This is a genomic window from Dermabacter hominis NBRC 106157, from assembly GCF_001570785.1.
Taxonomy (GTDB): domain Bacteria; phylum Actinomycetota; class Actinomycetes; order Actinomycetales; family Dermabacteraceae; genus Dermabacter; species Dermabacter hominis.
The window spans coordinates 46,108-70,927 of sequence record NZ_BCSI01000003.1 but is presented as its reverse complement, the minus strand read 5'-3'; the positions used below and the strand labels follow the sequence as shown (position 1 = coordinate 70,927).

General features: G+C 64.1%; 21 protein-coding genes and 2 tRNA genes. 12 read left to right on the top strand and 11 right to left on the bottom strand.

What is annotated here, in order from left to right; translation table 11 throughout:
* The first annotated feature begins 46 nt into the window (after nt 1-46).
* Entirely contained in the window at nt 47-2,305 is a 2,259-nt protein-coding gene (locus DEHOM01_RS04485) for a bifunctional alpha,alpha-trehalose-phosphate synthase (UDP-forming)/trehalose-phosphatase (protein WP_061211692.1), read from the top strand.
* Nucleotides 2,306-2,326: 21 nt separating this feature from the next.
* Here the strand turns inward: DEHOM01_RS04485 and DEHOM01_RS04480 are convergent, their stop codons facing one another.
* The 7 genes from DEHOM01_RS04480 to DEHOM01_RS04450 all read right to left on the bottom strand — a co-directional run bounded on the left by DEHOM01_RS04480 (nt 2,327) and on the right by DEHOM01_RS04450 (nt 7,697).
* A complete protein-coding gene (locus DEHOM01_RS04480) occupies nt 2,327-2,566 on the bottom strand; it encodes a hypothetical protein (protein ID WP_061211691.1) in 240 nt (79 codons plus the stop codon).
* Between the two features lie 8 nt (nt 2,567-2,574).
* Nucleotides 2,575-3,021, bottom strand: a complete 447-nt coding sequence (locus tag DEHOM01_RS04475) for a hypothetical protein (protein WP_061211690.1) — start codon at nt 3,019-3,021, stop codon at nt 2,575-2,577.
* A gap of 32 nt (nt 3,022-3,053) precedes the next feature.
* Nucleotides 3,054-3,129 (bottom strand) — tRNA-Arg (locus DEHOM01_RS04470).
* A 62-nt stretch (nt 3,130-3,191) separates the two neighbouring features.
* Nucleotides 3,192-4,244, bottom strand: a complete 1,053-nt coding sequence (tsaD, locus tag DEHOM01_RS04465) for a tRNA (adenosine(37)-N6)-threonylcarbamoyltransferase complex transferase subunit TsaD (protein WP_061211689.1) — start codon at nt 4,242-4,244, stop codon at nt 3,192-3,194.
* Entirely contained in the window at nt 4,235-5,014 is a 780-nt protein-coding gene (locus DEHOM01_RS04460) for a M23 family metallopeptidase (RefSeq protein WP_061211688.1), read from the bottom strand. The genes tsaD and DEHOM01_RS04460 overlap by 10 nt, the downstream gene beginning before the upstream one ends.
* A gap of 252 nt (nt 5,015-5,266) precedes the next feature.
* Nucleotides 5,267-6,361, bottom strand: coding sequence for a hemolysin family protein (locus tag DEHOM01_RS04455; protein ID WP_061211687.1), 1,095 nt, complete (start codon nt 6,359-6,361; stop codon nt 5,267-5,269).
* Nucleotides 6,354-7,697, bottom strand: coding sequence for a hemolysin family protein (locus DEHOM01_RS04450; RefSeq protein ID WP_061211686.1), 1,344 nt, complete (start codon nt 7,695-7,697; stop codon nt 6,354-6,356). The genes DEHOM01_RS04455 and DEHOM01_RS04450 overlap by 8 nt, the downstream gene beginning before the upstream one ends.
* Nucleotides 7,698-7,865: 168 nt before the next feature.
* Here DEHOM01_RS04450 and DEHOM01_RS04445 point away from each other — a divergent pair, with 168 nt between their 5' ends.
* The 5 genes from DEHOM01_RS04445 (at nt 7,866) to DEHOM01_RS10370 (ending at nt 14,406) form a co-directional block, all read left to right on the top strand.
* A complete protein-coding gene (locus tag DEHOM01_RS04445) occupies nt 7,866-8,606 on the top strand; it encodes a response regulator transcription factor (RefSeq protein ID WP_061211685.1) in 741 nt (246 codons plus the stop codon).
* Nucleotides 8,603-9,691: a HAMP domain-containing sensor histidine kinase gene (locus DEHOM01_RS04440; RefSeq protein ID WP_061211684.1), complete on the top strand. Its 1,089-nt coding sequence runs from the start codon at nt 8,603-8,605 to the stop codon at nt 9,689-9,691. The genes DEHOM01_RS04445 and DEHOM01_RS04440 overlap by 4 nt, the downstream gene beginning before the upstream one ends.
* A 32-nt stretch (nt 9,692-9,723) precedes the next feature.
* Nucleotides 9,724-13,446 (top strand): multifunctional oxoglutarate decarboxylase/oxoglutarate dehydrogenase thiamine pyrophosphate-binding subunit/dihydrolipoyllysine-residue succinyltransferase subunit, encoded by a 3,723-nt coding sequence (locus DEHOM01_RS04435; RefSeq protein ID WP_061211683.1) that lies wholly within the window; start codon nt 9,724-9,726, stop codon nt 13,444-13,446.
* Nucleotides 13,447-13,558: 112 nt separating this feature from the next.
* Nucleotides 13,559-14,191, top strand: coding sequence for a GDSL-type esterase/lipase family protein (locus DEHOM01_RS04430; protein ID WP_061211682.1), 633 nt, complete (start codon nt 13,559-13,561; stop codon nt 14,189-14,191).
* Between the two features lie 140 nt (nt 14,192-14,331).
* Nucleotides 14,332-14,406 (top strand): 50S ribosomal protein bL37, encoded by a 75-nt coding sequence (locus DEHOM01_RS10370; protein ID WP_371327113.1) that lies wholly within the window; start codon nt 14,332-14,334, stop codon nt 14,404-14,406.
* 82 nt (nt 14,407-14,488) lie between these two features.
* Here the strand turns inward: DEHOM01_RS10370 and DEHOM01_RS04425 are convergent, their stop codons facing one another.
* Both DEHOM01_RS04425 and DEHOM01_RS04420 read right to left on the bottom strand, forming a co-directional pair.
* Nucleotides 14,489-14,815, bottom strand: coding sequence for a hypothetical protein (locus DEHOM01_RS04425; RefSeq protein WP_034373682.1), 327 nt, complete (start codon nt 14,813-14,815; stop codon nt 14,489-14,491).
* A 99-nt stretch (nt 14,816-14,914) separates the two neighbouring features.
* Nucleotides 14,915-15,610 (bottom strand): sigma-70 family RNA polymerase sigma factor, encoded by a 696-nt coding sequence (locus DEHOM01_RS04420; protein WP_061211681.1) that lies wholly within the window; start codon nt 15,608-15,610, stop codon nt 14,915-14,917.
* A gap of 98 nt (nt 15,611-15,708) precedes the next feature.
* On the opposite strand from DEHOM01_RS04420, the gene DEHOM01_RS04415 reads away from it, so the two are divergent.
* The 6 genes from DEHOM01_RS04415 to DEHOM01_RS04390 all read left to right on the top strand — a co-directional run bounded on the left by DEHOM01_RS04415 (nt 15,709) and on the right by DEHOM01_RS04390 (nt 21,679).
* Nucleotides 15,709-16,278: a hypothetical protein gene (locus DEHOM01_RS04415; RefSeq protein ID WP_061211680.1), complete on the top strand. Its 570-nt coding sequence runs from the start codon at nt 15,709-15,711 to the stop codon at nt 16,276-16,278.
* Between the two features lie 14 nt (nt 16,279-16,292).
* Entirely contained in the window at nt 16,293-17,621 is a 1,329-nt protein-coding gene (gene aroA / locus DEHOM01_RS04410) for a 3-phosphoshikimate 1-carboxyvinyltransferase (protein ID WP_061211679.1), read from the top strand.
* Nucleotides 17,618-18,676: a ribosome small subunit-dependent GTPase A gene (rsgA, locus tag DEHOM01_RS04405; protein WP_061211833.1), complete on the top strand. Its 1,059-nt coding sequence runs from the start codon at nt 17,618-17,620 to the stop codon at nt 18,674-18,676. Before aroA ends, rsgA begins: the two co-directional genes overlap by 4 nt.
* Before the next feature lie 30 nt (nt 18,677-18,706).
* Complete coding sequence (locus DEHOM01_RS04400) at nt 18,707-19,498, top strand: inositol monophosphatase family protein (RefSeq protein ID WP_061211678.1); 792 nt, start codon at nt 18,707-18,709, stop codon at nt 19,496-19,498.
* A 97-nt stretch (nt 19,499-19,595) separates the two neighbouring features.
* On the top strand, nt 19,596-20,816 hold the full coding sequence (locus tag DEHOM01_RS04395) for a pyrophosphate--fructose-6-phosphate 1-phosphotransferase (RefSeq protein ID WP_061211677.1): 1,221 nt from the start codon (nt 19,596-19,598) through the stop codon (nt 20,814-20,816).
* Nucleotides 20,817-20,911: 95 nt separating this feature from the next.
* Nucleotides 20,912-21,679: a C2 family cysteine protease gene (locus tag DEHOM01_RS04390; RefSeq protein WP_061211676.1), complete on the top strand. Its 768-nt coding sequence runs from the start codon at nt 20,912-20,914 to the stop codon at nt 21,677-21,679.
* A gap of 2 nt (nt 21,680-21,681) precedes the next feature.
* On the opposite strand, the gene DEHOM01_RS04385 is transcribed toward DEHOM01_RS04390, so the two are convergent.
* Both DEHOM01_RS04385 and DEHOM01_RS04380 read right to left on the bottom strand, forming a co-directional pair.
* On the bottom strand, nt 21,682-23,331 hold the full coding sequence (locus DEHOM01_RS04385; protein ID WP_061211675.1) for a polysaccharide deacetylase family protein: 1,650 nt from the start codon (nt 23,329-23,331) through the stop codon (nt 21,682-21,684).
* 1,361 nt (nt 23,332-24,692) lie between these two features.
* Nucleotides 24,693-24,766: transfer RNA gene (locus DEHOM01_RS04380), tRNA-Met, on the bottom strand.
* Between the last annotated feature and the right edge of the window lie 54 nt (nt 24,767-24,820).

Genomic DNA, 24,820 nt, shown 5'->3' with positions numbered 1-24,820 from the left:
TTGGTAGCGTCGGGAGGTGAAGCACGCGCCTCGGAAAAGGAGCATCATGTCCCGCGCATCCCTCGTTGTCGTCGCCAATCGCCTCCCGGTCGATCGCAAAACGACCCCCGATGGTTCGACCGAGTGGGTCACGAGCCCGGGCGGTCTCGTGACCGCGATGGAATCGGTCATGCGCAACGCGGAATCGGCCGCGTGGGTTGGCTGGGCCGGCGGCGCAGATGAGGACATCGATCCGTTCGACATCGACACCATGCATCTCGTGCCCGTGACCCTCACTGCCGAGGAAGTCGAAAAATACTACGAGGGCTTCTCGAACGACACGCTGTGGCCGCTCTACCACGACGTGATCGCCGACCCGAACTTCCACCGCACGTGGTGGGACGTGTACGTGGAAGCAAACCGCAAATTCGCGAAAGCCGCAGCGGCGGCGACTGCCGAGGGCGGCACGATCTGGGTGCACGACTACCAGCTACAACTGGTTCCCGAAATGATCCGCAGCCTGCGCCCCGATGTCACGATCGGCTGGTTCAACCACATTCCCTTCCCGCCGTTCGAGCTTTTCGCTCAGCTGCCCAAGCGCGGCTCCGTTTTGCGCGGTCTTCTCGGCGCGGATTTGCTCGGCTTCCAGCGCGAGCGCGACGCTATTAACTTCACGACGTGCGTGCGTCAGCTGCTCGGCTATCGCGCCGATGAACACCAGATCATCGTGCCCGGCCTCGGCCTCGAGGATGACCGCACGGTCGAAGCTCGCTGCTTCCCCATCTCGATCGACGTGAGCGTCTACGACGAGCTCACGAAAGACCCTGAGGTGCTCGCGCGCGCGAAGGAAATTCGTGAAGAACTGGGCAACCCCGCAAAGGTCGTGCTCGGCGTGGATCGCCTCGACTACACGAAGGGCATCCGCCACCGCCTCAAGGCCTACGGTGAGCTTCTCAATGATGGCGCGATCGACCCGCACGAGGTGACGATGATCCAGGTCGCGACCCCGTCACGCGAGAGGGTCGACGCCTACAAGCAGCTTCGCGATGAAATCGAGCTGACCGTCGGCCGCCTCAACGGCGATTTCGCGCCGATCGGCCGCCCTGCAATCTCGTATATGCACCGCACGTTCCCCCGCACCGACATGACCGCCCTGTACATGTGCGCAGACGTCGTACTCGTGACGAGCCTTCGCGACGGCATGAACCTCGTCGCCAAGGAGTACGTGGCCTCGCGCATCGATGAACGCGGCGTGCTCGTGCTTTCGGAATTCACGGGCGCCGCGGATGAGCTGCGCGCCGCGACCCTCGTCAATCCCCACGACATCGACGAACTCAAGTCGGCAATCCTTCACGCGCTCTCGATGAGCGAGGACGAACAGCGGGACAACATGCGATCGCTCCGCCGCCAGGTGTTTGATCACGACGTGCAGCGGTGGGCGGCTGACTTCCTTGAAGCGCTCGAGCGCGTGGGTGGAGATCGCAGTGCTGAGGCCAGGAAGGCCCCTGCCCGCCCCACTCTTTCGTCCGACGCCTGCCCTCCTCGCGCCGAGCTGGATTCGGCCCTCGAGGCCTTCGCGCAGACTCCACGCGTGCTGATCGCTTCGGATTTCGACGGCGTGCTGGCACCGATCGTCGCAAACCGCGACGAGGCGCGTGCGATTCCGGAGTCGCTTCAGGCGCTTCGCTCCCTTTCGGGTCTCGACGGCACGAATGTGGCCCTCGTGTCGGGGCGTTCCCTCGAGGACCTAGACGGTCTCACCGAGATGCCGAGTTCCGTTGTGCTCGTGGGCTCGCACGGCGCCGAGATCGGAGCCCTGCCCGAGAGCATGGATGCGGGAATCCTTGATTCCTCTTCCCTGTCGATGACGGACGAACGCCGCTCGCAGCTGGAGGCGATCACGGCGGCGCTTGAGCGAATCTCCCGCAAGTATCCCGGCACGGAAGTAGAAAAGAAGCCGACGGCCGCGGTTCTGCACACCCGCAATGCGAAGGGCCGTGGCGCCGCTAACGCGACCGAGGAAGCCCTCGAGTATGCACGCTCGATCCGGCACGCGAAAGTCACCCCCGGCAAGGCTGTCGTGGAGTTCTCGGTGATCCCCGCAACGAAGGGCGAAGCCATCGACGCTCTCGCTCGCGCGTGCGCATGCGATGCCTGGCTCTACCTCGGCGACGACGTCACCGACGAGTCCGTGTTCAAGCGCGCAGGCGAAAGCGACCTCACCATCAAGGTGGGCCCCGGCGAGACCGCGGCGAGCTTCCGCATCGCCGGCCCAGAAGAGGTCACGGAGCTGCTCGCGCAGCTGCTCGCGAAGCGCGCGGGGTAAGCCGCAAAAGGCTCGCGACGCTCACCCGAGCGGTGGGTAGCGTTCCAAAAACTCCGTGATCTTGTCGAGCACGCGCTCCTTCACTTCCGCTCGGCTCTCGCCACCGGCGGTGTTGCCAAAGAAACTCATGCGCGGCAGCACTTTCCCAATATCGGTGCCGATGCGGGTCACCACCCCGGCATCGAAGACGCTTTCCACAAAGTCCCGGTTAGAGGTGGAAACTTCACCCCTATCCAGGGTGATCGAATAGTGCGATTGCACATCACACCTCAGAGTTCGATCTCCCGCCCGAGCACCCAATCGGGAATCATCACCTCGCGGGCGTAGTAATCGAAGATGGGGGCGGCTTCTGCTGCGGTCCAGACGTCTTCGGGATAAACCTGGATGCTCGGGTAGCGGGGATGGATCGCCGAAGTTTCATCGCCCTCCGGCTCTTCGCGACAGAGAACAAAGTGCACGTAGGTGCCGTCAGACCTGGTGTAACGAAACTCGATCGTGAGGCGCTCGGCAGTGCCCGCGCACTGAAGGTACTGGTCAAGATAGTCGGGGCTGGCAAACTCCTCGTCTGCCGGGTAGTGCCATAGCACGAGCGAATGGAGATTCTCGCCGTCCATGCGCTCGAGGGTGCGCTCGAAGCCGATTTTGCACTCACGCTTCGCCTCGTACGAGGTTTCACCGTTGATCGTGAGGGCCGGTGCCCACTCGGTATCCATCATGGGGGAAAATCTACACGACGAAATAAGGGGGATGGCGCCCGCGACAGGATTCGAACCTACGACCTTCTGCTCCGGAGGCAGACGCTCTATCCACTGAGCTACGCGGGCAACCGTGCCAGTTTAGCAAGATCGGGCACGGGGCGCGCCCTGAGGGCGCGAAACGTGATGCGCTAGGCGGGAACGGGCAGCTGGGCGCCGTGAAGAACCGCCGACGGATCCGCCGCAATACCGAGGCCACTCGGCTCGGCGCCGCTGCGCACAAGCAGATCGCCGACTGCGGCGATCATCGCGCCGTTGTCCGTGCACAAATGCGGCGGGGGCACGCGCAGCTCGATGCCGTGCTTGTCGCACTGCTCCTGCGCCTTCTGGCGAAGATGCCGGTTCGCGGCGACGCCACCGACGATGACGAGGGTGCTCAGGTTCTTCTCCTGGCACGCCTTCACAGCCTTGGTCACGAGCACGTCGACGACCGCTTCTTCGAAGGATGCGGCGATGTCCGCGACGGGAACGGTGGCGCCCGTGCGCTCAATCTGCTCGACGGTGCGGGCCACGGCCGTCTTCACGCCAGAGAACGAGAACGTATACGGGTGATCGCCCGCGCGAAGCATCGCGCGAGGGAACCGGAACGCCTCGCGATCGCCCTCGAGCGCGGCTTTCGAAACCGCGGGGCCGCCGGGGTAGCCGAGGCCTAGCAGACGCGAAACTTTATCGAACGCCTCACCAGCGGCGTCATCGAGCGTGTCGCCGAGGTGCACGATCGGGTCACGAACAAGGTCGCGAACCTCGAGAATCGACGTGTGGCCGCCCGAGACAATCAGGATGATGCTGTGTTCGGGAAGTGGACCGTGTTCGAGGGTGTCCGCGGCAGCGTGCCCAGCGAGGTGGTGCACGCCGTAGAGAGGAACGTCGAGAGCCCACGCAATCGACTTTGCCGCCGCAAGCCCCACGTGCACAGCCGTAGCGAGGCCGGGGCCGGATGTTGCTGCCACGTGCGTGATGTCTTTCGGCTCAACGCCGGCATCTTGAAGCGCGATCTGGAGAGTGGGGACAACCGCATCGAGGTGCGCGCGTGCAGCGATCTCGGGAACCACTCCCCCGAATTCCGCGTGCTTCGAAGCGGATGAGGCAAGCCCCTGACCTAGAAGCTTTCCCTCACTAACAATGCCGAAGCCGGTCTCATCGCACGAGGACTCGACTCCAAGAACGACCGGGCTCAACGCCACAGCGACATCGGATCGACGTGGCTTTCGCCCTTCTGCAGGCCAAAGTGAAGGTGGCATCCCGTCGAGCGGCCGGTGGAACCTACGGTTCCCACCTGCTGGCCCTTCTCGACCGTGTCGCCAGCGCTCACAGATACGGATGAAAGGTGGTAGTACTCGGTTTCCACGCCGTTGCCGTGATCAATCACGACGGCATTGCCGCTCGCGGAGCTCTTGTAACCGGCGAGCGCGGCGGTGCCGGACTCAGCGGCGTAGACGGGGGTGCCACAGTTCGCGCCGAAGTCGACGCCATCGTGCATCTTGCGGTACCCGAGGGTCGGGTGAATGCGGTAGCCAAACGGCGACGTTACGGGCGCGCCAGGAGTGGGCTTTTGCCACTGGCCCTCGCCGGCGACATCGCCAGCATCGAGGCCGCTTCCGGTGAGAGGCGAATCAGCCTTCGCCTCAAGATTCCCCTCGATGGTGGTATCCGCGTAGCTAATCTGGTCGCTCTGGGCGGCCGCGGGCAGGGCAGCGCTCGTAGCGGGTGCCGACGACACGACTTCCTGGGATTGGGGGGCGACAGCTTCCGACGTCGCCTCGACACTCGAGGGAAGAGCCGTGCCCTGATCGGCGGCGGCAGCGGCGAGAGGAACGGCGATTGTTGCCGTGGCAAGGGCGCCCACAACGCCGACCTTCATGGCCGAGCTCGCAGCCTCCGAGTTGCGTCGTGTCCCCTGTGCCGGCTGGAGGGGCCTCATCTGTGCCCTTCCGGCTGCGCGATGCTTCGCCACGTTGAGTGTCCTTCTGCCTTGCCAATGTTCGGTGGTCGCGCGAGCGTCTCTCGCGCGAGCTCGTGCGGAGGGGGAAGCTCCGCTTTTCAAGCCACTACTAACGTAGGCCCGCGAAGAGCCCCAACCGTCCCACCTGGTCGAGTGATTGCCGAATTTTTACCGTCGGCGTCTCTCCCATCACGGTTTAGGCACACAAAGCCCCTCCACAACACGCCATTACCCACAGTCACCCGTGTCGCGCATCACACGTCTTTACTGTGCGGGTGCGGGGCGCGAGGCCGTCGGTCGCGATCCCCCGAGCCGCTGACGCTGCATGACGTCGTTGACCTCGCCCACGAGTTCTTCAAGGACGTCCTCGAGGAATACCGCGCCCACGCTGCGATGGTTCGCGGAGTCGACGCGAGCCATGTGCGCACCGTTGTACTGCATCGCGCGCAACACCTCTTCCACGTCGTCGTCGTCGGCAACCGACACGACCGCGCGCACCTTCCCGGGGCTCACCGGTGTGGTGTAGACGGCCGGGTCTTCGTCGTCGAGCACGATCATGTCCTTGAGGTGCAGGTAGCCCACGAGGTCCCCCGCATCGTTCTTCACGCCGAGGCGGCTGAAGCCCGTGCGCGCCACGATCTCCTCGAACTCCTGGGGGGTGATGCCGTAGCCGACGGTCACCACGTCTTCCATGGGCACCATGACGTCACCCGCCACGTGATCGGAGAATTGGATCGCTCCCTTGAGCAGACCCTGTTCATCGTCGAGCAGCCCTTCGCGTTCAGATTCGTCTACGATCGCGGCGATGTCCTCGGCCGTGAACTGCGAGGAGACCTCGTTTTGCGGCTCTACTCCGATGAGGCGAAGCGCGGCGTTCGCGGTGACGTTGAGGAGCCAAATCACGGGGCGGAGAATTTTGGTGAGCCACACGAGCGGGGGCGCGAGGAGCCTCGCCGAGCCCACCGGAAGCGCAATCGAAAGGTTCTTCGGGACCATTTCGCCGAGCACCACGTGAAGGTAACTCGCGATCAGAAGCGCAATCGTGAACGAGATCGGGTGCACGAGCGCCTCGGGAACGTTGAAACTCTCGAAGATCGGTTCAATCAGGTGTGCGATCGCAGGTTCTGCAACCGCACCGAGCGTCACGGAGCACACGGTCACGCCAAACTGTGCGGTTGCGAGCATGAGCGAGACATGCTGGATCGCCCACAGGGCCGTCTTCGCGCCGGGCTTTCCTTCGGCCGCGAGTGGCTCGAGCTGGCTGCGGCGCACGCTCATGACGGCAAACTCGGCCCCCACGAAGTAGGCGTTACCCACAAGCATCGCAAGGCCGATGATGAGCGCGGAAAGATCACTCATGGTCGTCTCCCTCCTCGTCGTCAACGCGTGCACGCGCTTCGTCCGAGAGCAGTTTCATATCGACCGTGTCCACTCGTCGGCCGTCGAGCGCGGTGACCGCGAATCGTACGCCGGGCACCTCCACGACGTCGCCAACCTGCGGGAGTCGCTCGAGGCGGTCCATGATGAGCCCGCCGAGCGTCTCGTAGTCGGGCGATTCGGGAACGATCACGCCCATATCGCGGCGGATTTCGTCGGGACGCATAAGGCCCGAGAGGGTCCACTCGTCGATCCCGCCCTGCGCGAAACGTTCGGGCTCATCTGTGTCGTGCTCGTCAGATACCTCGCCCACGATCTCTTCGATCACGTCTTCGAGGGTGACTATCCCGGCGGTTCCGCCGTATTCGTCGATCACGACGGCAAGCTGCGCACCCTGAGCGCGGAGGTCCTCGAGCAGAGAATCAAGACCCACGGTTTCGGGAACCCGCACGACCTCGCTCATAATCTCTTTCACGCTCGTGCTCGAGCGTGCGGAGCGAGGAAGCTTGATCGCCTGGCGCGCCTGCACGATACCCACAACGTCATCTTCGCTCTCGTCAGTCACGGGAAAGCGGGACTTGCCGGAGTCAGCGGTGAGGGCGAGCACTTCCGACGCCGGCTCGCTCATATCGATGCTGATCATCGCACCGCGATGCGTCATCACGTCGGCGGCAGTGCGATCGGCAAGCTGTAGCGTGCGCGAAAGAAGAATCGCCGTGCCCTCATCGAGCGTGCCCGCCTGGGCCGAGTGCCTCACGAGCGAATCGAGCTCGGCGGGTGAGCGCGCAGCCGAGAGCTCTTCTTGCGGCTCCACACCGAGGAGGCGAAGGAAGAAGTTCGCGGTCGCGTTGAACATCATGATGAGCGGCTTGAACGCGATCGTGAAGCCGTGCTGCATGGGCGCCACTATTTTTGCCGTCTCGAACGGCGCCGCGATCGCGAGGTTCTTCGGAATAAGCTCGCCGAACACAACCGAGAAGCCATAGGAGAGCACCATCGCGAGCGCGAGCGCGGTCGTCGATACCACCGAGGGTTCGAGTCCAGTGAAACCGAGGAGGCTCGAGAGCACGTCGGTTAGCGGTTCTTTCACCGCGAAACCGAAGATCAACGTCGTGATGGTGATTCCCACCTGCGCACCCGAAAGGTTCGTGGAGAGGTGCGTGAGAGCGTTCATGACGCCCCTCGCGCCTTTATCGCCGCGCGCCACGGCCTTTTCAACCGTGTGCTTATCGAGCGCAACGAGGGAGAACTCAGAGGCCACAAAAATAGCGGTGCCGGCAGTGAGGAGAAGCCCCACGCCGAGGAGGATCCAGGTCATGATGCCCGCTCACCGCTCACGACACACAAGAATGAGGCGCAGCGCGAGCGACCAAGGTGAGGGGGCATACAACTTCGAGGGGGTGAATCGTTCTCGTTCATCGTACGCGCCACTATAGTGCAGGTTCCTTCACAGCGACGGGCCGATTCGCACAATAGGCTTGGGAGCATGATGAGGACCTCAATCACCCCCGCGAGCGCCGCGGAGCAACACGCCCGGATCGTCGTTGTCGAGGATGAGCGCACGATCGCACGCACGATCAGCGACCGCCTGAGCGCTGAAGGGTGGGCTGTCGCAATCGCTCACGATGGCCCCTCGGGCGTCAAGGCGATCGAAAACTTCAAGCCCGATGCTGTCGTCCTTGACGTCATGCTCCCCGGGTTCGATGGGCTGGAGGTGTGTCGTCGAGTCCGCGGTCTCGGCGAGTTCGGGGTGCTCATGCTCACGGCCCGCGATGAAGAGGCCGACATGCTCGTGGGGCTCGGTGTGGGCGCCGACGACTACATGACCAAGCCCTTCTCGATGCGCGAACTCGTCGCGCGACTCAAGGCTCTCGTGCGGCGCGTGCGCCGAAGCTCCTCCGCACCCGCAGCCGCCAACGCGCCCTCGACGATCGAACTCGGCGATCTCCACATCGACCGCGACTCGCGGCGAGTCACGCGTGGCGGAACCGAGGCGCACCTCACCCCCACCGAATACGACCTGCTCGTGTGCCTCGCGCTCGCCCCCGGCACCGTGCTCACGCGCGAGCAGCTCCTCGAAGACGTGTGGGACTGGGTGGACGCTACGGGCACGCGGACGGTTGATTCGCATGTCAAGGCGCTCCGCCGCAAACTCGGCAGCGATCTTGTGAGGACCGTGCACGGGGTCGGGTACGCGCTCGAAGTTCCGGAGGGCTCGCTCGCGTGAAGGTTCCGACGCAGGCTCTCGACGGATCGCCCCTTCAGCGCTTTGGCGCGTTCAAGGTCAAACTCGGGGTCATCGTTGCCGTCTCCGTGCTCGTTGCTGCCCTCCTCGGTTGGGCCGGATCGGCCGCAGGGCTCAGCCCACTGCTATTCATTCCCCTCACGGTTTTCGCTGCGCTCCTTGTCACCCAGATCCTCGCGCGTGGCATGACGCGCCCCTTGCGGGAAATGACCGTCGCCGCTAAAGCGATGGCAATGGGTGACTATGGCAGGCGTGTCACGACAAAATCCCGCGACGAGGTGGGCCAGCTAGCGTCGGCCTTCAACTCGATGTCCGCCGAGCTCGCCCGCACGGACGAGCTACGCAGAGACCTCGTCGCCAACGTCTCCCATGAACTGCGCACGCCCGTCGCGGCGCTGCGGGGTCAACTCGAAAACATGGTCGACGGCGTTACCCCCGCCACGACCGAAAGCCTCGAGATCGCGCTCAACGAAACCGAACGCCTCACAAGGCTCGTGACCCACTTGCTCGACCTTTCGAGACTCGAAGCGGGAGTCGTGGATATCGAACGCGAGCGGATTGAACTCACGCCGTTTTTGCATGAGGCTGTCGACACCGCTCAGCTTGCCGCCCGGACCCAAGAACGCGACGTGCGCTTCGTGATCGACGTGCGGCCGCAAGAGTTGACCGTCGATGCCGATCCCGCACGCATCCACCAGGTCATCGCGAACCTCCTCGACAATGCGTCCAGGCATTCGCCGAGCGGAGGAACGATTTACGTGCGGGCGTGGAGGCTCGAGGACCGCGAGCATGTCGCCATCGAAGTGCGCGATCAGGGGCCCGGAATCGCCGAGGCCGACCGCGAGACCGTCTTCGAGCGATTCGAGCGAGGTGGGAGCCCCGATCACAGCGGCGGTACGGGTCTCGGCCTCGCTATCGCCCGCTGGGCCGTCGAGCTGCACGGCGGAACGATCGACGTCATCGACCATCCCGGGCGTGGCGCGGCGGATCCGAGTTCAACGATTCGGGTCGTCCTACCGAACATTCCCTCTGTTGAGGGGGTGCTCTCGGTTAGTGTTGGACGTTAGCAGTTTCCCACATCGAAAGAGGGCGAGGGGTCGTGAGCGACGCTCAGCATGAAGAACCGGAGAACTCCTTCGGGCCTAACCAGTGGCTCGTCGACGAGCTCCGGGCGCAGTTCGAACAAGATCCCCACAGCGTCGATCCCACTTGGGCGGCGTATTTCACGTCTCACCCGCGCACGGGCACAGACCCGGGCCCAGAGACCGCCGCAACGACAAAGGCTCACGAGCCCGCTGAGACACGCCCGGCTGCCAAGCCCGAACCCGCCGAACGCTGCTCGCGTGAAAAAGAGTCGACGGTGACCCACAGCCACAGCGGCATCTCGTCAGCGTCGGACCGCCCCCGCAACCCGACCACCGAAATCCCCGCCCTCACCACGTTCGAACCAACCGAACCCGAGCCGAGCCGAATGCGCGGGCCCGCCGCCGCGATCGTCAAGAACATGGACGAATCGCTCACGATTCCCACGGCAACGAGCGTGCGCGACATTCCCGTCAAGCTCATGTTCGACAACCGCGAGGTCATCAACGGGCACCTGCGCCGCATGCGCGACGGCAAAGTGAGCTTCACCCACCTCATCGGCTACGCGATGGTCGAGGCGATCAGCGAAGTCCCCGACATGAACAACGGCTTTGAAATGCGGGACGGCAAGCCCACGCTTCTCACGCGCGAAGACATCAACTTCGGCCTCGCGATCGATATTCACAGGGCCGACGGCCGCCGAGGCCTCGTCGTGCCCAACATTAAAGGCGCCGGCCGCCTCTCATTCCGGCAGTTCCGCAATGAATACGACAGGATCGTGAAGCGCGCCCGCGCGGGCCAACTCACAATTGCCGACTTCGAGGACACGACGGTCTCGCTCACGAACCCCGGCGGCATCGGCACCGTCCACTCGGTGCCGCGCCTCATGAAGGGCCAGGGCGTGATCGTGGGCGTGGGTGCTATGAACTACCCGGCGGCGTTCCAAGGGGCAAGCCCCGAGACGCTCTCACAGCTCGCCATCTCAAAGGTCATGACGCTGACCTCGACTTACGACCACCGCGTGATTCAGGGGGCAACCTCCGGCGAGTTCCTCAAGGTCATGGCGAACAAGCTCATGGGCCTCGATGGTTTCTATGAGCGGATCTTCACCTCGATGCGCGTGCCGTACGAGCCGATCCAATGGGTTCCCGACAACCCGTTCAAAGATTCCGACCAGGAAAAGTTCGCGCACGTCATGGATCTGATCCACGCGTACCGTACGCGCGGGCACCTCGTCGCCGACATCGACCCGCTCCAATATCGCCAGCGGAAACACCCCGACCTCGACGTCTCCACCTACGGACTCACGCTCTGGGACCTCGACCGCACATTCCCCACGCGCGGCTTCGGCGGAACCGAGAGGGCGACCCTTCGCGACATCATCGAGAAACTTCGCGATGCGTACTCGCGCACAACCGGGGTCGAGTACATGCACCTCACCGATCCGGAAGAACGACTCTGGTTCCAGGCTCAGATTGAGCGCCCCCGCGAGCCGTTCACGAAGCAAGAGCTCACGCACATCATGGATCGCCTCAACGCCGCCGAGGCCTTCGAGCAGTTCCTTCAAACGAAGTACGTGGGCCAGCGGCGCTTCTCGCTCGAGGGCGGCGAAGCGATGATCCCGCTCCTCGACGCCATCATGTCGGGCGCGGCGCGCGCCGGCATGGACGAAGTGTGCATCGGCATGTCCCACCGCGGGCGTCTCAACGTCCTCGCAAACCTCGCGGGCAAAAGCCACGCGCAGATCTTCCAGGAGTTCGAAGGCACGGAGGATGCCGATGAACTCGGTTCGGGCGACGTCAAATACCACCTCGGCACCGAGGGCTCGTTCACGTCGTGGGATGGTCACAGCACGAAGGTGTATCTCGCCGCTAACCCGAGCCATCTCGAAGCCGTCAACCCCGTTCTTGAGGGGATCGTGCGCGCAAAGCAAGACCGCTCGACGAACCGCACGCTCGACTTCCCCATCCTGCCGATCCTCGTGCACGGCGACGCGGCGTTTGCAGGCCAGGGTGTCGTGACCGAAACGCTCAACCTTTCCGAGCTTCGCGGGTACCGCACGGGCGGCACGATTCACGTGGTGGTCAACAACCAAATCGGATTCACGACTTCGCCGGATTCATCGCGCAGCTCGTTCTATTCGACCGATATCGCGAAGGGCACGCAGCTGCCGATTTTCCACGTCAACGGCGACGACCCCGAGGCCGTCGTGCGGGCTGCTGAAATCGCATTCGCGTACCGTCAGCGCTTCCACCGCGACATCGTGATCGACATGGTGTGCTACCGCCGCCGCGGTCACAACGAGGGGGACGACCCGTCGATGACACAGCCGCTCATGTACAAGATCATCGAAAACAAGCCGAGCGTACGCAATCTGTTCACGGCAACGCTGCTCGAGAGAGGCGACCTCTCCGACGATGAGCTTCAAGGCGTCGTCGAGAACTTCCACTCTCACCTCGAAAACGCTTTCGCCGGCTCACGCGCGGGCGCCAGTGTGACGGGGGCGAGCGTTCGCGGGCTCGAGCTGCCCGATTCGCAACAGGCGAGCGAACCACCGCACGAAGTGCCCGCGTTCGACACGGGCGTGAGTCGTGACATCCTCGAGAAGATCGCCGATGCCCACGCCGCCTACCCCGACGAGTTCACGCCGCACCCCAAGATCGCGCAGCTCGCGACCAGGCGTATTGCGATGAGCCGTCAAGGTGGCATTGACTGGGGCTTCGGGGAGATCCTCGCATTCGGCTCCCTTCTCGTCGAAGGTTGCTCGGTTCGCCTCGCCGGCCAGGATTCACGGCGCGGCACGTTTACCCAGCGCCATGCCGTGTTCATCGACGGTAAAACCCAGGACACGTGGACCCCGCTGCAGCACATCGACCGCCAGCAAGCAACGTTCAGCGTGTTCGATTCCTCGCTGAGCGAGTTCGCGGCCCTCGGATTCGAATACGGCTACTCGGTCGAAGCGCTCGATTCCCTCGTGCTGTGGGAGGCGCAGTTCGGCGACTTTGCGAACGGCGCCCAAACGATCATCGACGAGTTCATCGCAAGCAGCGAGCAAAAATGGGGTCAGCGTTCCGGCGTGACGCTCCTGCTCCCCCACGGGTATGAAGGCCAGGGCCCAGACCACAGCTCCGCGCGCCCCGAACGCCTCCTCCAACTGTGCGCCGAACAGAACATGCGCGTCGTCGCCCCCTCAACGCCGGCGAACTACTTCCACTTGCTTCGCCGACAGGCAAAACGCCCCCGAAAGCGCCCCCTCATCGTTCTCACGCCCAAGTCGATGCTGCGAAACAAAGCCGCAGCGAGCAGCGTCGAAGAATTCACCTCCGGAACGTTCATGCCGGTGGTCCCCGACCAAGGCCGCAACGCCGAGAGCGTGACACGTGTGCTGCTGTGTTCGGGCAAGATCTACTGGGAACTCGACAAGGAGCGAAAGAGGCGCGGCGAGGAGACCACGGCAATCGTGCGCCTCGAGCAGCTCGCCCCGATCCCGAGCGACGCGCTGCGCGATGCCCTCGCCCCATTCGGTGACGTCCCGCTCACGTGGGTCCAAGAGGAGCCACTCAATCAAGGTGCGTGGGGCCACCTCGCAATGAATCTTCCCCGCGATATTTCCGCGCGGCTGCACGTGCTCGCACGCCCCGCCTCGGCGAGCCCCGCAGCGGGTACCATGAAGAGGCACCTTGTTGAGCAACGCGAACTTCTCGACCGCGCCTTTGCACGGGACACACTCGAGAAGTAGAGGGAATTCCCACTCGCGTAGGAGCGCCATCGGGTCGTGGGCAAGCGTCGGAACCCCGCCCCGTGGCCTTCACCGCCACAACCGCCATCGAAGCCAACCGAAGGGACCGCACGTGACTTCTTCCCCCGCCCCAGCACAGCCGCGCGTTCGCGTCATCGCGCTTGGCGATGAAATGCTCGCCGGCGCCGGCGACCAGCGCGCGATGGGATGGTTCACGCGCGCCCTCGCCCAGCACAACGGTTCGGGCGATCTCGTGGACTCCTACACCGCCGCGATCCCCGGCGAAACAACCGCGGAACTCGCACGGCGATGGGAAGCCGACGTCACTCGCCTGCTCGACACGCACAACACGGGCGAAAGCGATGACACGCAGCACCGCGTCGTGATCGCTCTCGGCCGCGCCGACCTCGGCGCTGGCATCAGCATCGCGCGCTCGCGCCTCAATCTCGCAACGGTCCTCGACGGCCTCGGCCACCTTCGGATCCCCGTCTTCGTCGTCGGCCCTGCCCCCTCAAAGGACCGTGAACGCACCGACGCGATCCTGGAGCTTTCGCACGCTTTCCACGACGTGTGCGCACGCCGCCGCATCCCCTACGTGGACCCAGCGGCCGCGCTTGCCCACCACGATCAATTCCTCGCCGATGTCGCGCGCTCGCCGCGCGATTTGCCGTCGCAAACCGGATACGGGCTCATCACGTGGCTCGTGCTTCACGGCGAATTCTCGGAATTCCTCGCCGCCCAGTAGGCTCCGACAGCGCGTGATGTTGATCCCCCCTAGCGGCATGACCCCGCGGTCACGCGCGTGAAGTGTGAGACAATACCGGGGTTGCCTTCGCACCTGATGTGCGGGCAGTGACTCACGAATCGATCGAGAAGGAGAGTGCCATGAGCAAGCGCGGACGCAAGCGCAAGTCGCGTAGGAAGAACAGCGCGAACCACGGTAAGCGCCCCAGCGCCTGAGCAACGCGCTCGGCACGCGAATCCGTAAAACGCCCGGCTGACACATCAGCCGGGCGTTTCTTCGTTCACGGTGGCGGAGCAGCTAGCCGCGCGCGGGACCCTCACTCGTGCGGGTAACGGCGATCGATTCACTGCGCACGGTGCCGTCGGGCCCATAGCTCACGCGCACCTCGCGATAGGTGAGGGTGCGCGCCGAACCGCGCACGCGCTCGCGAAGTTCTTCGGAGGCACGACCCGCGCATGACGCGCGCAAAAGCTGGCGTACAAGTCGCGCCTGCTCGATTTCTCGCGCACATGCGGCGCACTCTCCAAGGTGGCTTTCGAGTTCAACCGCTTCGGCGTCGCTCAGCCGCCCGGTGAGGGCGCGATCGACCCGATCCATGAGGCGCTCAAGCGCTGGATCACCCACGAGTAGCCCCTTTCGTTGGTCTCAGCCCTGCCGACTCGGTGCCGCGGCTCGCGGCGTTTACACGGACACTGAACGCCTCACGTGCACCTTTTATTCCCCTCACGCTTGCGTCTCCTCGCCCGCGGCGGAATCGGCTTCGCGCAAATAGCCGCGCTCGCGCGCGTACTGCTCGAGCGACGCACGCAGGAGCCCGCGCCCCCGGTGGATACGCGACATCACGGTGCCGATCGGCGTGCCCATGATCTCGGCGATTTCCTTGTATGAGAACCCCTCGACATCCGCAAGGTAGACCGCTTCGCGGTAGTCGTCACGGAGGTCGTTCAACGCATCTTGAATATCGCCTTCGGGAAGAAGCGCGAGGGCCTCGGCCTCGGCGCTGCGAAGCCCCGTGCTGTCGTGAGAGGCCGCGCGGGCAAGCTGCCAATCTTCAACCTGCTCGCCTCCGGATTCCTTGGGGCGGCGCTGCGCTTTGCGGTACGACGAGATGAAGGCGTTGTGCATAATGCGGAAAAGCCAGGCGCGCATGTTCGTACCCGCCTTGAAGCTCGTGGAGGCGCGAAATGCCCGCACATAGGTATCTTGAACCAGGTCCTCGGCGTCGTGCTGATGCCGCGTGAGGCGAAGCGCGCCCGAATACAGTGCGTCGATGTGGCTGAGCGCCTCGTGCTCAAAGTCCTCGGGGCTGAGCGTCGTGGGTGACTCGGAGTCCGCCTGTGCTGCGGCAGCCTGTTCACCGCGCTCCACAGCACCCTCCACATCGCTCCCCGGACCGGGGAACTTCTCGTTCTCGCTCATCGCTTCGACTCTACGCTGTTCAGGTGGGAGTTTCATGCGGTGCGGTAGTCTTGGCGTGTTCCGATTCGCATGGCTTTACAAAGGAAGCTGAGGAAAGCATGTCCCTCGTTCGCCGCATCGCACGCCCCCTTCTCGCCGCACCGTTCATCTTCGAGGGTGTGCAGACCGCCATCCGCCCGGATCGCGTTCTCGATGCTCTTCCCGTAACGATCGCCGACATCGACGAGCAGGTCTCCAAGAGCCCGCTCCCGACCGACGCCGAAACGATTCTTCGCACCGCCGGTGGCCTTGCCGCTGTCGCTGGCGCTGCCTTCGCGCTCAACAAGAAGCCGCGCCTTGCCTCCGCCACCCTCCTTCTCACCACCACGGTCGGCCTCGCAGGCCGCAAGCGTGTCTGGGAGCTCAAGGGCACCGAGCGCACCGAGGAACTGCGTGCGATCGCCGGTGACCTCGGCCTCCTCGGTGGCATTCTCCTCGCCGCTGTCGACACCGACGGTAAGCCTTCGCTCGCCTACCGCGTCGACAAGGCCATCGAGCGCGCCCAGAAGTCCGCTGCCGAAAAGCAGCGCGAGCTCGAAAAGGCCGCTAAGAAGAACAAGAAGAAGTCGTCGAAGAGCCTCGACGAGCTCGACCGCACGCTCGCGAAGAAGATCAAGCGCGCTGCCTGAGTCCGAGGTTTTCCGTGTCTGACGTTCAGTGGACGGCGCCCGTTGCCCACGGGCCCATCGACGCTCACGTCAGCATTCCCGGCTCAAAGTCCCTCACGAATCGGTGGCTTGTGCTCGCCTCTCTTGCGAGCACACCCACCGCGCTCGTGGGGGCACTTGCGTCTCGCGATTCACGCCTCATGATCGAAGCGCTCGAAGCGCTCGGCGGGAATGTCCGCAAGAGTGATCGCGCGCTCGTCGTCGAGCCGCTCAATCCCGGCGCACCGAGCACCGATAACGAGACGCCGCTCGAGATTCACTGCGGCCTTGCGGGAACGGTCATGCGTTTCGTGCCGCCGCTTGCCGCGCTCTCGGGCCGACCCGTGACGTTCACGGGCGATGAGGGCGCGCTCGTGCGCCCCATGGCAGCGCTTCTCGATGCGCTTCGCCAGCAAGGCGTCGAGGTGACATGCCACGGCCAGGAAGGGTTCTTGCCCTTCACGGTGCACGGCAACGGCCTTCGCGGCGGCACGGTGACGATCGATGCGAGCGGCTCGAGCCAGTTCGTCTCTGCCCTCCTTCTCACGGCCGTCCGCGCCGATTCCCCCCTCACCATTCGCCATGTCGGCGAGCGCCTCCCCTCACTCCCCCATATCGAGATGACCCTCGCACTCCTTCGCGAGTGCGGCATCGACGCTCGCCATGAGGTCACGGATGGTCATCACGAATGGACCGTGACACCAGGCGAGCTGCGCCTGCCCGATCCGGTTACCGTTGAGCCCGATCTTTCCAACGCTGGCCCGTTCATCGCGGCGGCCCTCGTTGCCGGCGGCACCGTCTCGATCGAGAACTGGCCGGAACAGACAACCCAACCGGGAGATGAATTCCGAAGGATCCTCCCCCTCATGGGCGCGCGCGTCGAGCGCATCGGGCCGGACGTCGAGTTTTCGGGCACGGGTCCCCTTCGAGGGATCGATATTGACCTGTCGGCCGTCGGCGAGCTCACCCCCACCATCGCAGCCCTCGCCGCTCTCGCCGACACTCCGAGTCGCCTTTCAGGCATCGGACACCTGCGCGGCCACGAGACGGACCGCGTCCACGCCCTCGCCGTCGAGCTCACAAAACTTGGCGCGCGTGTTCACGAGGGCGAGGACTTCCTCGAGATCACACCGGGCCCCATGACGGGCACCGTTGTCGAAACCTACAAGGACCACCGCATGGCAACCGCCGCCGCGATCATCGGGCTGCGCGTTCCCGGCGTTCGGGTCGTGAACGTCGACACGACGAACAAGACCCTTCCTGACTTCGTGGGAATGTGGACCTCAATGCTGCACACGGAAAGCCCCGCGGGGAACACGTGGTGAGGCGCGCAGGGAATCTCACAAACTACGAGGATTTTGATGAATCCTCGGTGCGTTCGCGCCCCAATCGTCGCGGCTCCCGACCCCGCACGAAGGAACGCCCCACCTATGCCGATGCCATCACCGCGCGTGTCGTGGGAGTCGACCGTGGCCGCTGGCGCACCATCGCGGAGGAAGGCACCGAGAACGAACGCGCAGTGACCGCTATGCGCGCGCGTGCCCTCGGGCGCACCCCCATCGTGCCCGGCGACCTCGTGCGTCTCACGGGCGACACCTCCGGGCGCACCGACACGATCGCCCGGATCGTCGAGGTTGGCGAACGCACAAGTTTCCTGCGTCGAAGCGCCGACGATGACGACGCGAGCGAGCGCCCCCTCGTCGCTAACGCTGACACCCTCGTGATCGTGACGGCCCTCGCGAACCCCGAACCGCGCGGAGGCATGATTGACCGCTGCCTCGTCGCTGCCTATGTCGCGGGTATCACGCCACTGCTGTGCCTCACGAAAGCCGACCTCGCTGGCCCCGCGACGTTCCTCGAAAGGTACGCGCCGCTCGGCATCGAGCACCTCACCACTCATATGAATGCCGACGGCAGCATCGCCGGTATCGACGCGCTACGCGAACGTCTCAGCGGGCATCTGAGCGTACTCGTGGGCCACTCGGGGGTCGGCAAATCGACGCTCATCAACGCGCTAGTGCCGGGCACCGACCGCGCAACGGGCCATGTCAACGCCGTCACGGGCCGCGGGCGCCACACCTCGAGTTCCGCCCTCGCGTTGCGCCTTCCGGGCAGCGACGGCTGGGTGATCGACACGCCCGGGGTACGCTCGTTCGGCCTTGGCCACGTGAGCCCCGAAGAACTCGAATCCGCATTCGAGGACCTCGCTCCCCTCATGGAGGAGTGCCCGCGCGGCTGCACCCACATCAGTGCCGACGAGGGCTGCGCCCTCGATGCACTCGTCGCCGACGGGCGCGCGGGAAGCGCCGGCCCCGCCCGACTCGCAAGCTTCAGGCGCCTCAACTCGACGCTGCGCACCAATGACCCCTGGGCCCTGTAGCTGCCCACCAGAGCGAAGGAGAAACCACGTATGGCCTCGGCACACCAGGACGATATCCGCCTCGCCCACGTTCTCGCCGACTCCGTCGACCAGCTCACGATGTCGCGTTTCAAGTCTGAAGACCTCACGCGCGAGCGCAAGGACGACGACTCGATCGTGACCGATGCCGATCGAGCGGCGGAAGAACTCATTCGCGCTCAGCTTTCTCGTACCCGCAGCCGCGACCAGGTCATCGGCGAAGAGTTCGGCTCGCACGGCGAGAGCAACCGAAAGTGGATCATCGACCCCATCGACGGCACCGCGAACTTCGCGCGCGGCGTTCCCGTGTGGGCGACGCTCATCGCCCTCGAGGAAGACGGCGAGGTCGTCGTGGGCGTCGTGTCAGCGCCCGCTTTGAATCGGCGGTGGTGGGCAGCCGTCGGAGCCGGGGCCTTCACGGGCCCGCGCCTGTCTGCCGCCCAACGCCTTCATGTCTCCTCCACCGAGCATCTTGAGCAAGCCGTGCTGTCCTACGGGAGCCTCGAGGGCTGGGCGCGCGCCGGGAAACTCCGCGAGTTCGTGAACCTCCTTCAGAGAGTCGAACGCACCCGCGGGTTTGGCGATTTTTGGAGCTACATGCTCCTTGCCGAGGGGGGAATTGACGCCGCGATCGAACCCTCCCTCAAGCTCCACGACATGGCGGCTCTCGTACCGATTATTTGCGAAGCAGGCGGGCGCTTCACCGATCTCGACGGTACTGACGGCCCCTACGGGGCGAGTGCAATCGCGAGTAACGGGCCACTTCACGGCGCGATCCTCGAGGCTCTGCAGTCCTCTCGCTAAGCTTCTGCCTCGGCGGACGCGAAGGAGAAAACTGTAGAATAGTGGCGCACACGTGCGGCGTTATCGCCGCGCACCACACCACCTGGGAAGGACCCTCATGAGCGTCAAGCGCGTTGCTCTCCTGACCGCGGGCGGTTACGCCCCGTGCCTCTCGTCCGCCGTCGGCGGCCTGATCGAGCGCTATAACGAGCTGAACCCCGAGATCGAGATCATCGCCTACAAGCACGGCTACTGGGGCCTGCTCTCCGGCGAGAAGATCGTGATCGACGATGAGGCCCGCAAGAACGCGCACCTCCTGCACAACTACGGCGGCTCGCCCATTGGCAACTCACGCGTGAAGCTCACAAACACGAAGAACCTCGTCGAGCGCGGCCTCATCAAGGAGGGCGAGAATGCCCTCGAGGTCGCTGCGAACAAGCTCAAGGCTGATGGCGTTGACGTGCTCCACACGATCGGTGGCGATGACACGAACACAACCGCCGCTGATCTCGCGAAGTACCTCGCCGACAACAACTACCCGCTCCAGGTCGTGGGTCTGCCGAAGACGATCGACAACGACATCGTTCCGATCCGCCAGTCGCTCGGTGCTCGCACCGCCGCGGAGCAGACCTCCCTCTTCGCGCAAAACGTTATTGCGGAGAACGGCTCGAACCCGCGCATGCTCATCATCCACGAGATCATGGGTCGCGCATGCGGCTACCTCACGGCGGAGGCCGCACGCTACTACCAGGATTGGCATTCGAAGCAGCAGTGGCTGCCGTCGATCGGCCACGATGAGCGTCGGTGGGATGTCCACGCCGTATTCCTGCCCGAGCTTGCGCTCGATATCGAGGGTGAAGCGGAGCGCCTCAAGAAGGTTATGGACGAGGTCGGTTGCGTCAACATCTTCCTCTCGGAGGGCGCCGGCATCCCCGAGATCATCGCCGAGCTCGAAGCCAAGGGCGAAGAGGTCGAGCGCGATCCGTTCGGCCACGTGAAGCTCGACAAGATCAACCCCGGCCAGTGGTTCGCGAAGCAGTTCGCGGAGCGCCTCGGGGCCGAAAAGGTCATGGTGCAAAAGTCCGGTTACTTCGCTCGCTCTGCGAAAGCTAACGCTGATGACCTGCGCCTCATCAAGTCGATGACCGACCTCGCCGTGCAGGTCGCCCTTGAAGGCGGCACCGGCGTGATCGGCCACGACGAAGAAAAGGGCGACCAGCTTCGCGCGATCGAGTTCGAGCGCATCGCCGGTCACAAGGCCTTCGACGTGGACCAGGAATGGTTCGCCGGCGTTCTCGAGCGCACGGGCCAGAAGCTCGTGAAGGCCGAGAAGCACTGATCTCCCCGTTAGGCGGGATGATCGCCTGAGAGGACCGGGCACGTGCGTTTTGCGCTCGTGCCCGGGTTTTATTAACTGCGAAAGGGGTCCGACGCTTGATTCGCCACACGCTGACCGCACTCTTCCCGCCGCATGCACGCGAGAGTGGGGAGCCGCCGCTGGGGCCGCACGCTGATCACTACGAGGCTTGGAGCGGCGTCCTGAATTTCTCGCGGCGGCCGCGCCAGGGTGCCCTGGGCGATTGCTGGCTCATGGCGCCGATGCTCGCAATTCACGCGCTCGATCCCGAGTTTTTTGCGAACGCCATCAAGGTTCAGCCCGGGTCACCCAAAGCGCTCGCGCGTGTGTTCGTGGAGGGTGCCCCGGCGTGGCGCAGCGTGAATATGCGCTTTCCTGCCACCGATGGTGGCCACTTCGCCTACGCGACAGAAGAAGGGGGCGGCCCCGGCTGGCCCGGAATTCTCGAGAAGGCGTGCGCAGCGGAGTTCGCGGGATCATACGCGTGGATTGCGCGGGGCTTTGCGAAATGGGGGTTTCCAGCGCTTAGCGGCGTGCGCGCCTCGACGCGTCTCACGCTTCCCTCCCCCGGCGAAGTCGAAGACCTTCTCGCCAAGAGGCGGCCCATCGTCGCCTCCACCCACATGTTCTCCCCCGCGCTCTCGCGCAAGCGACAGTCGGGAGCTATTCCGCCGATGCACGTCATGGCGGTTGTGGGTGCGAAGCCTGATACCGGCGAGATCGTGCTTCGTAACCCGTGGCGCCCGGGTGCCTGGGTCACACTCAACAAGCGAGAGTTCCGCCGCGCGTTCCTCTCAGTCGACGTGCTTGACCAGCCACTCGGGCGCTCACGCGAAGGTTCGTAGGGTCAGCCCTTACAGTTGAAGCCGTTCTGCTTCTTGCCGGTGCCGGAGCAGTAGGCGTGTCCGGCCTCGAGGCCGCCCGTGTTCAGAGTCAGCTCGCTGACCGTCACGGGAATATAGCCGGCGTCATTGACCTGGCTGAGGATCTGCTCAGCCGCATCCACGGTCGAATCGTGAATATCGTGCATGAGAGCGATCGGCTCGGCGTAGGCGTTTGCACCCTCGACGGCTGCCTCGATCGTTTTGGCCGTGTCCTTCGTTTTCCAGTCGAGAGTGTCGACGTCCCACTGCACGATCGCCATGCCGCGAGAGGCAACAATCTCATCCACGGTTTCGTTGTGGCTGCCATACGGCGGGCGGAACAGAAGCGGCTCGAAACCCGTGGTCTCCGCGAGAAGATCAGAGTTCTCGTTGACTTCCTTCTCCACGCGCTCGCGCGACTTGCGCTTGAGGTCGGGGTGGGTCACGGAGTGGTTGCCCAGTTCAAAGCCCGCTGCCGCGACCATGAGAGTCGTCTTGCGGTGCTCTTTGATGCTGTTGCCCATTTCGAAGAACGTCGTTGCCGCTTTCGCCTTCTTGTAGACGTCAAGGAGCTCGGGAGTACGGGCGCCGGGGCCGTCATCATAGGTCAGAGCGACGCAGTGCTCGAGGAACACGTCGTAGCCGATCGCGGTAGTCGGGCGCACCGCACCACCGGGAGTGGGCGACGGTACCTCAGTCGAGGCGCCTTCGCCCTCGGCGCCGTCGGACTGTCCACCATCCGATGCCGCGGGGCTCGCCGCTTCGGAACCGTCCGACGGTCGGTTCGGCGAATCGATCGGCTTTGCAACATGGCGCTTAGGCGTGAAGTGGTCGAGTTCTTCGCTCGGCTCACCCGTGAATTTCGCGGGCTTTGCGCTCGCGTCCTTCGCGAGCTTTCCGAGATCAGAAAGGAACGGTTCCGCGTCGACGACGAGCCGTGCCGGGGCTTCACCGGCCGCTCCCGTACGGAACGCGAGCACGAGTTTGCCCTCGGGATTGAATGCCATCGCCGGGCCATTGCCGTACGGGGCACTCTTGTCAATGAGAGCTTTATCGACGGCCGAGGCATCAACCTTGGCCTTGCCTGCGGCATCGTGGACGGCTTTCGCAAACTCGCCCCACTTCGCAGCCTCGATAAGCGCGGCTGGGGCAAACGACTGCTTCTTTCGTGCGTCGTACCAGATCGAGCAGGGCACATCCGCCTCGTCGCCGAGGCTCCCCACAACCGCGACGCCCACGACGTCCTGAGCGGCGGCGAGAATCGTAGCCTTGATCTCGGCCTTCTCGATGTCTCCCCAGTGCGCCTCGCGCAGCAGACGGTTTCGCACGACCTCGGTCGCCTGGGTCAGATTGCGTGCCTTCGGAAATCGCGGGGTCGTGACGGTCTTGCCTTCGGCTTCGGGGTTGAGCGTAACGTCAACCATTTCGAGGAGCGAAGCATCTGCGCTCGTCCACTCGGTCGACGGTTCGGGACTCGTGCTCGGTGACTGCGCGCCACCCTTACCAGAGGCCTTACCGCCGTTCTTTCCATCCCCTGCATTCGAGCAGGCAGCGAGGCCGGCAACGGCACCAGCTGAAAGTCCGGCGAGAGCGGTGCGGCGGCGAATAGGACGGGTTTCAAGAAGCGGCGACACGATTCTTCCTTCGTCGAAAGTATTGGAAAGCGAGCACTCGCACGAACCTGCACAGCTAAATAACATTGTCCGCACGCGCCTCGCCGCCCACGAGTGTACTCCCCTGCAATTCACGAACCTTCACGCCCACGCGCATCGCGAGCCCGGATAGTTCCCGGAGCCACTACTCGCTACTGCCCCCCTACCGGACGCCCTCGTCCGGTTTCAGGGTGAACCGAGGGTGAAGAAATGAGACCAGGCAAGCCGCCATGAGGGCTGTCATACCGTTTTCCTGCATCTGAAATACGCACGACGGTTGGCTGACACAACGGCGAGGTGCCGAACAAGCAACCACATCGGGGGTACACACGCACAATTCACGACAGGGGCGGGGTTGTCACCGGAACCCCAGACGGTACGAACAAAATGTAACCCCGGCGATATAGCCGAGGCCAGTGATCGTTCCGGGGTCTTCGGAGATGACTATAACGTAGGGGGAGTCGCGATGTCTACGGTTCCGAACGCCGTACCCAACTGCGGGGCGTGGAATGCGGATGAGATCTGTCGCTTCATTACATCGGAGCGCCTAGCATCGTATTTTACTGACACCGATGGGAGCGTCCGCCAAGCACTCCACCTATACGAGTGGAACATGAGAGCTTCAGCATCTGTCTTAGAGCTGACGTCGATGGTGGAGGTCATCGTTCGAAATTCACTTGACGCGTCACTCATCGCATGGGTCTCCACTCACCACCCAGGGGCGTCGTGGTTCGATGCGGCGCCGCTTGACGCGCATGCACAATCAGACATAGCAAAAGCGAGACGCCGGGCAACGCGGCATGGAAGACGGCCGGAGGTGCATGGCAGTGTGATCTCAGAACTAACATTGGGATTCTGGCGCTTTCTCGTCGAGTCGCGCTACCTCACCCGCCTCTGGGTACCGGCTTCTCATACTGCGTTTCCGCACGGGGCCAAAGATCTCCGCACACGACAAGAAGAAGTCGCGCTGCGCATGAAGCAGCTCACCACCGTGCGAAACCGTGCCGCGCACCACGAGCCGATCCATCGCCGGGATCTGGGCCGGGACCTTCGGGCGGCTATAGATCTCGCATCTTGGGTTTCACCGGACGTCGGTGCTTGGGTGGCATCGAAGAATTCACTACGGACACGCATCGAGGGCAAACCGCAACCTTGACCTCAAAGGCCACTCAAGTGGAGAAAGTGGAGCCCGACCTTGATGCCAGTTCAGGGTGGGCAAAAGGTGGACAAAATAGACCAGGGAAGCCGTCTTGGGGTCTGTCATGTCGTTTTTCGCCACCCTGAGTGAGTGGGCATGAAAAAGCGGCCCTCATGAAGTTGATACTCATGAGGGCCGCTACTCGTAGCGGGGGCAGGATTTGAACCTACGACCTCCGGGTTATGAGCCCGGCGAGCTACCGAACTGCTCCACCCCGCGTCGGTGATCTCTAACTTAGTAGGCCTCCACCGCGGAGTCTAGTTTTGAGCGCGT

Coding starts and splice junctions, on each gene's coding strand:
- DEHOM01_RS04485 (WP_061211692.1), top strand. CDS start 47: ATGTCCCGCGCATCCCTCGTTGTCGTCGCCAATCGCCTCCCGGTCGAT.
- DEHOM01_RS04475 (WP_061211690.1), bottom strand. CDS start 3,021: ATGATGGATACCGAGTGGGCACCGGCCCTCACGATCAACGGTGAAACC.
- DEHOM01_RS04455 (WP_061211687.1), bottom strand. CDS start 6,361: ATGAGTGATCTTTCCGCGCTCATCATCGGCCTTGCGATGCTTGTGGGT.
- DEHOM01_RS04450 (WP_061211686.1), bottom strand. CDS start 7,697: ATGACCTGGATCCTCCTCGGCGTGGGGCTTCTCCTCACTGCCGGCACC.
- DEHOM01_RS04445 (WP_061211685.1), top strand. CDS start 7,866: ATGATGAGGACCTCAATCACCCCCGCGAGCGCCGCGGAGCAACACGCC.
- DEHOM01_RS04420 (WP_061211681.1), bottom strand. CDS start 15,610: ATGAGCGAGAACGAGAAGTTCCCCGGTCCGGGGAGCGATGTGGAGGGT.
- DEHOM01_RS04415 (WP_061211680.1), top strand. CDS start 15,709: ATGTCCCTCGTTCGCCGCATCGCACGCCCCCTTCTCGCCGCACCGTTC.
- DEHOM01_RS04400 (WP_061211678.1), top strand. CDS start 18,707: ATGGCCTCGGCACACCAGGACGATATCCGCCTCGCCCACGTTCTCGCC.
- DEHOM01_RS04395 (WP_061211677.1), top strand. CDS start 19,596: ATGAGCGTCAAGCGCGTTGCTCTCCTGACCGCGGGCGGTTACGCCCCG.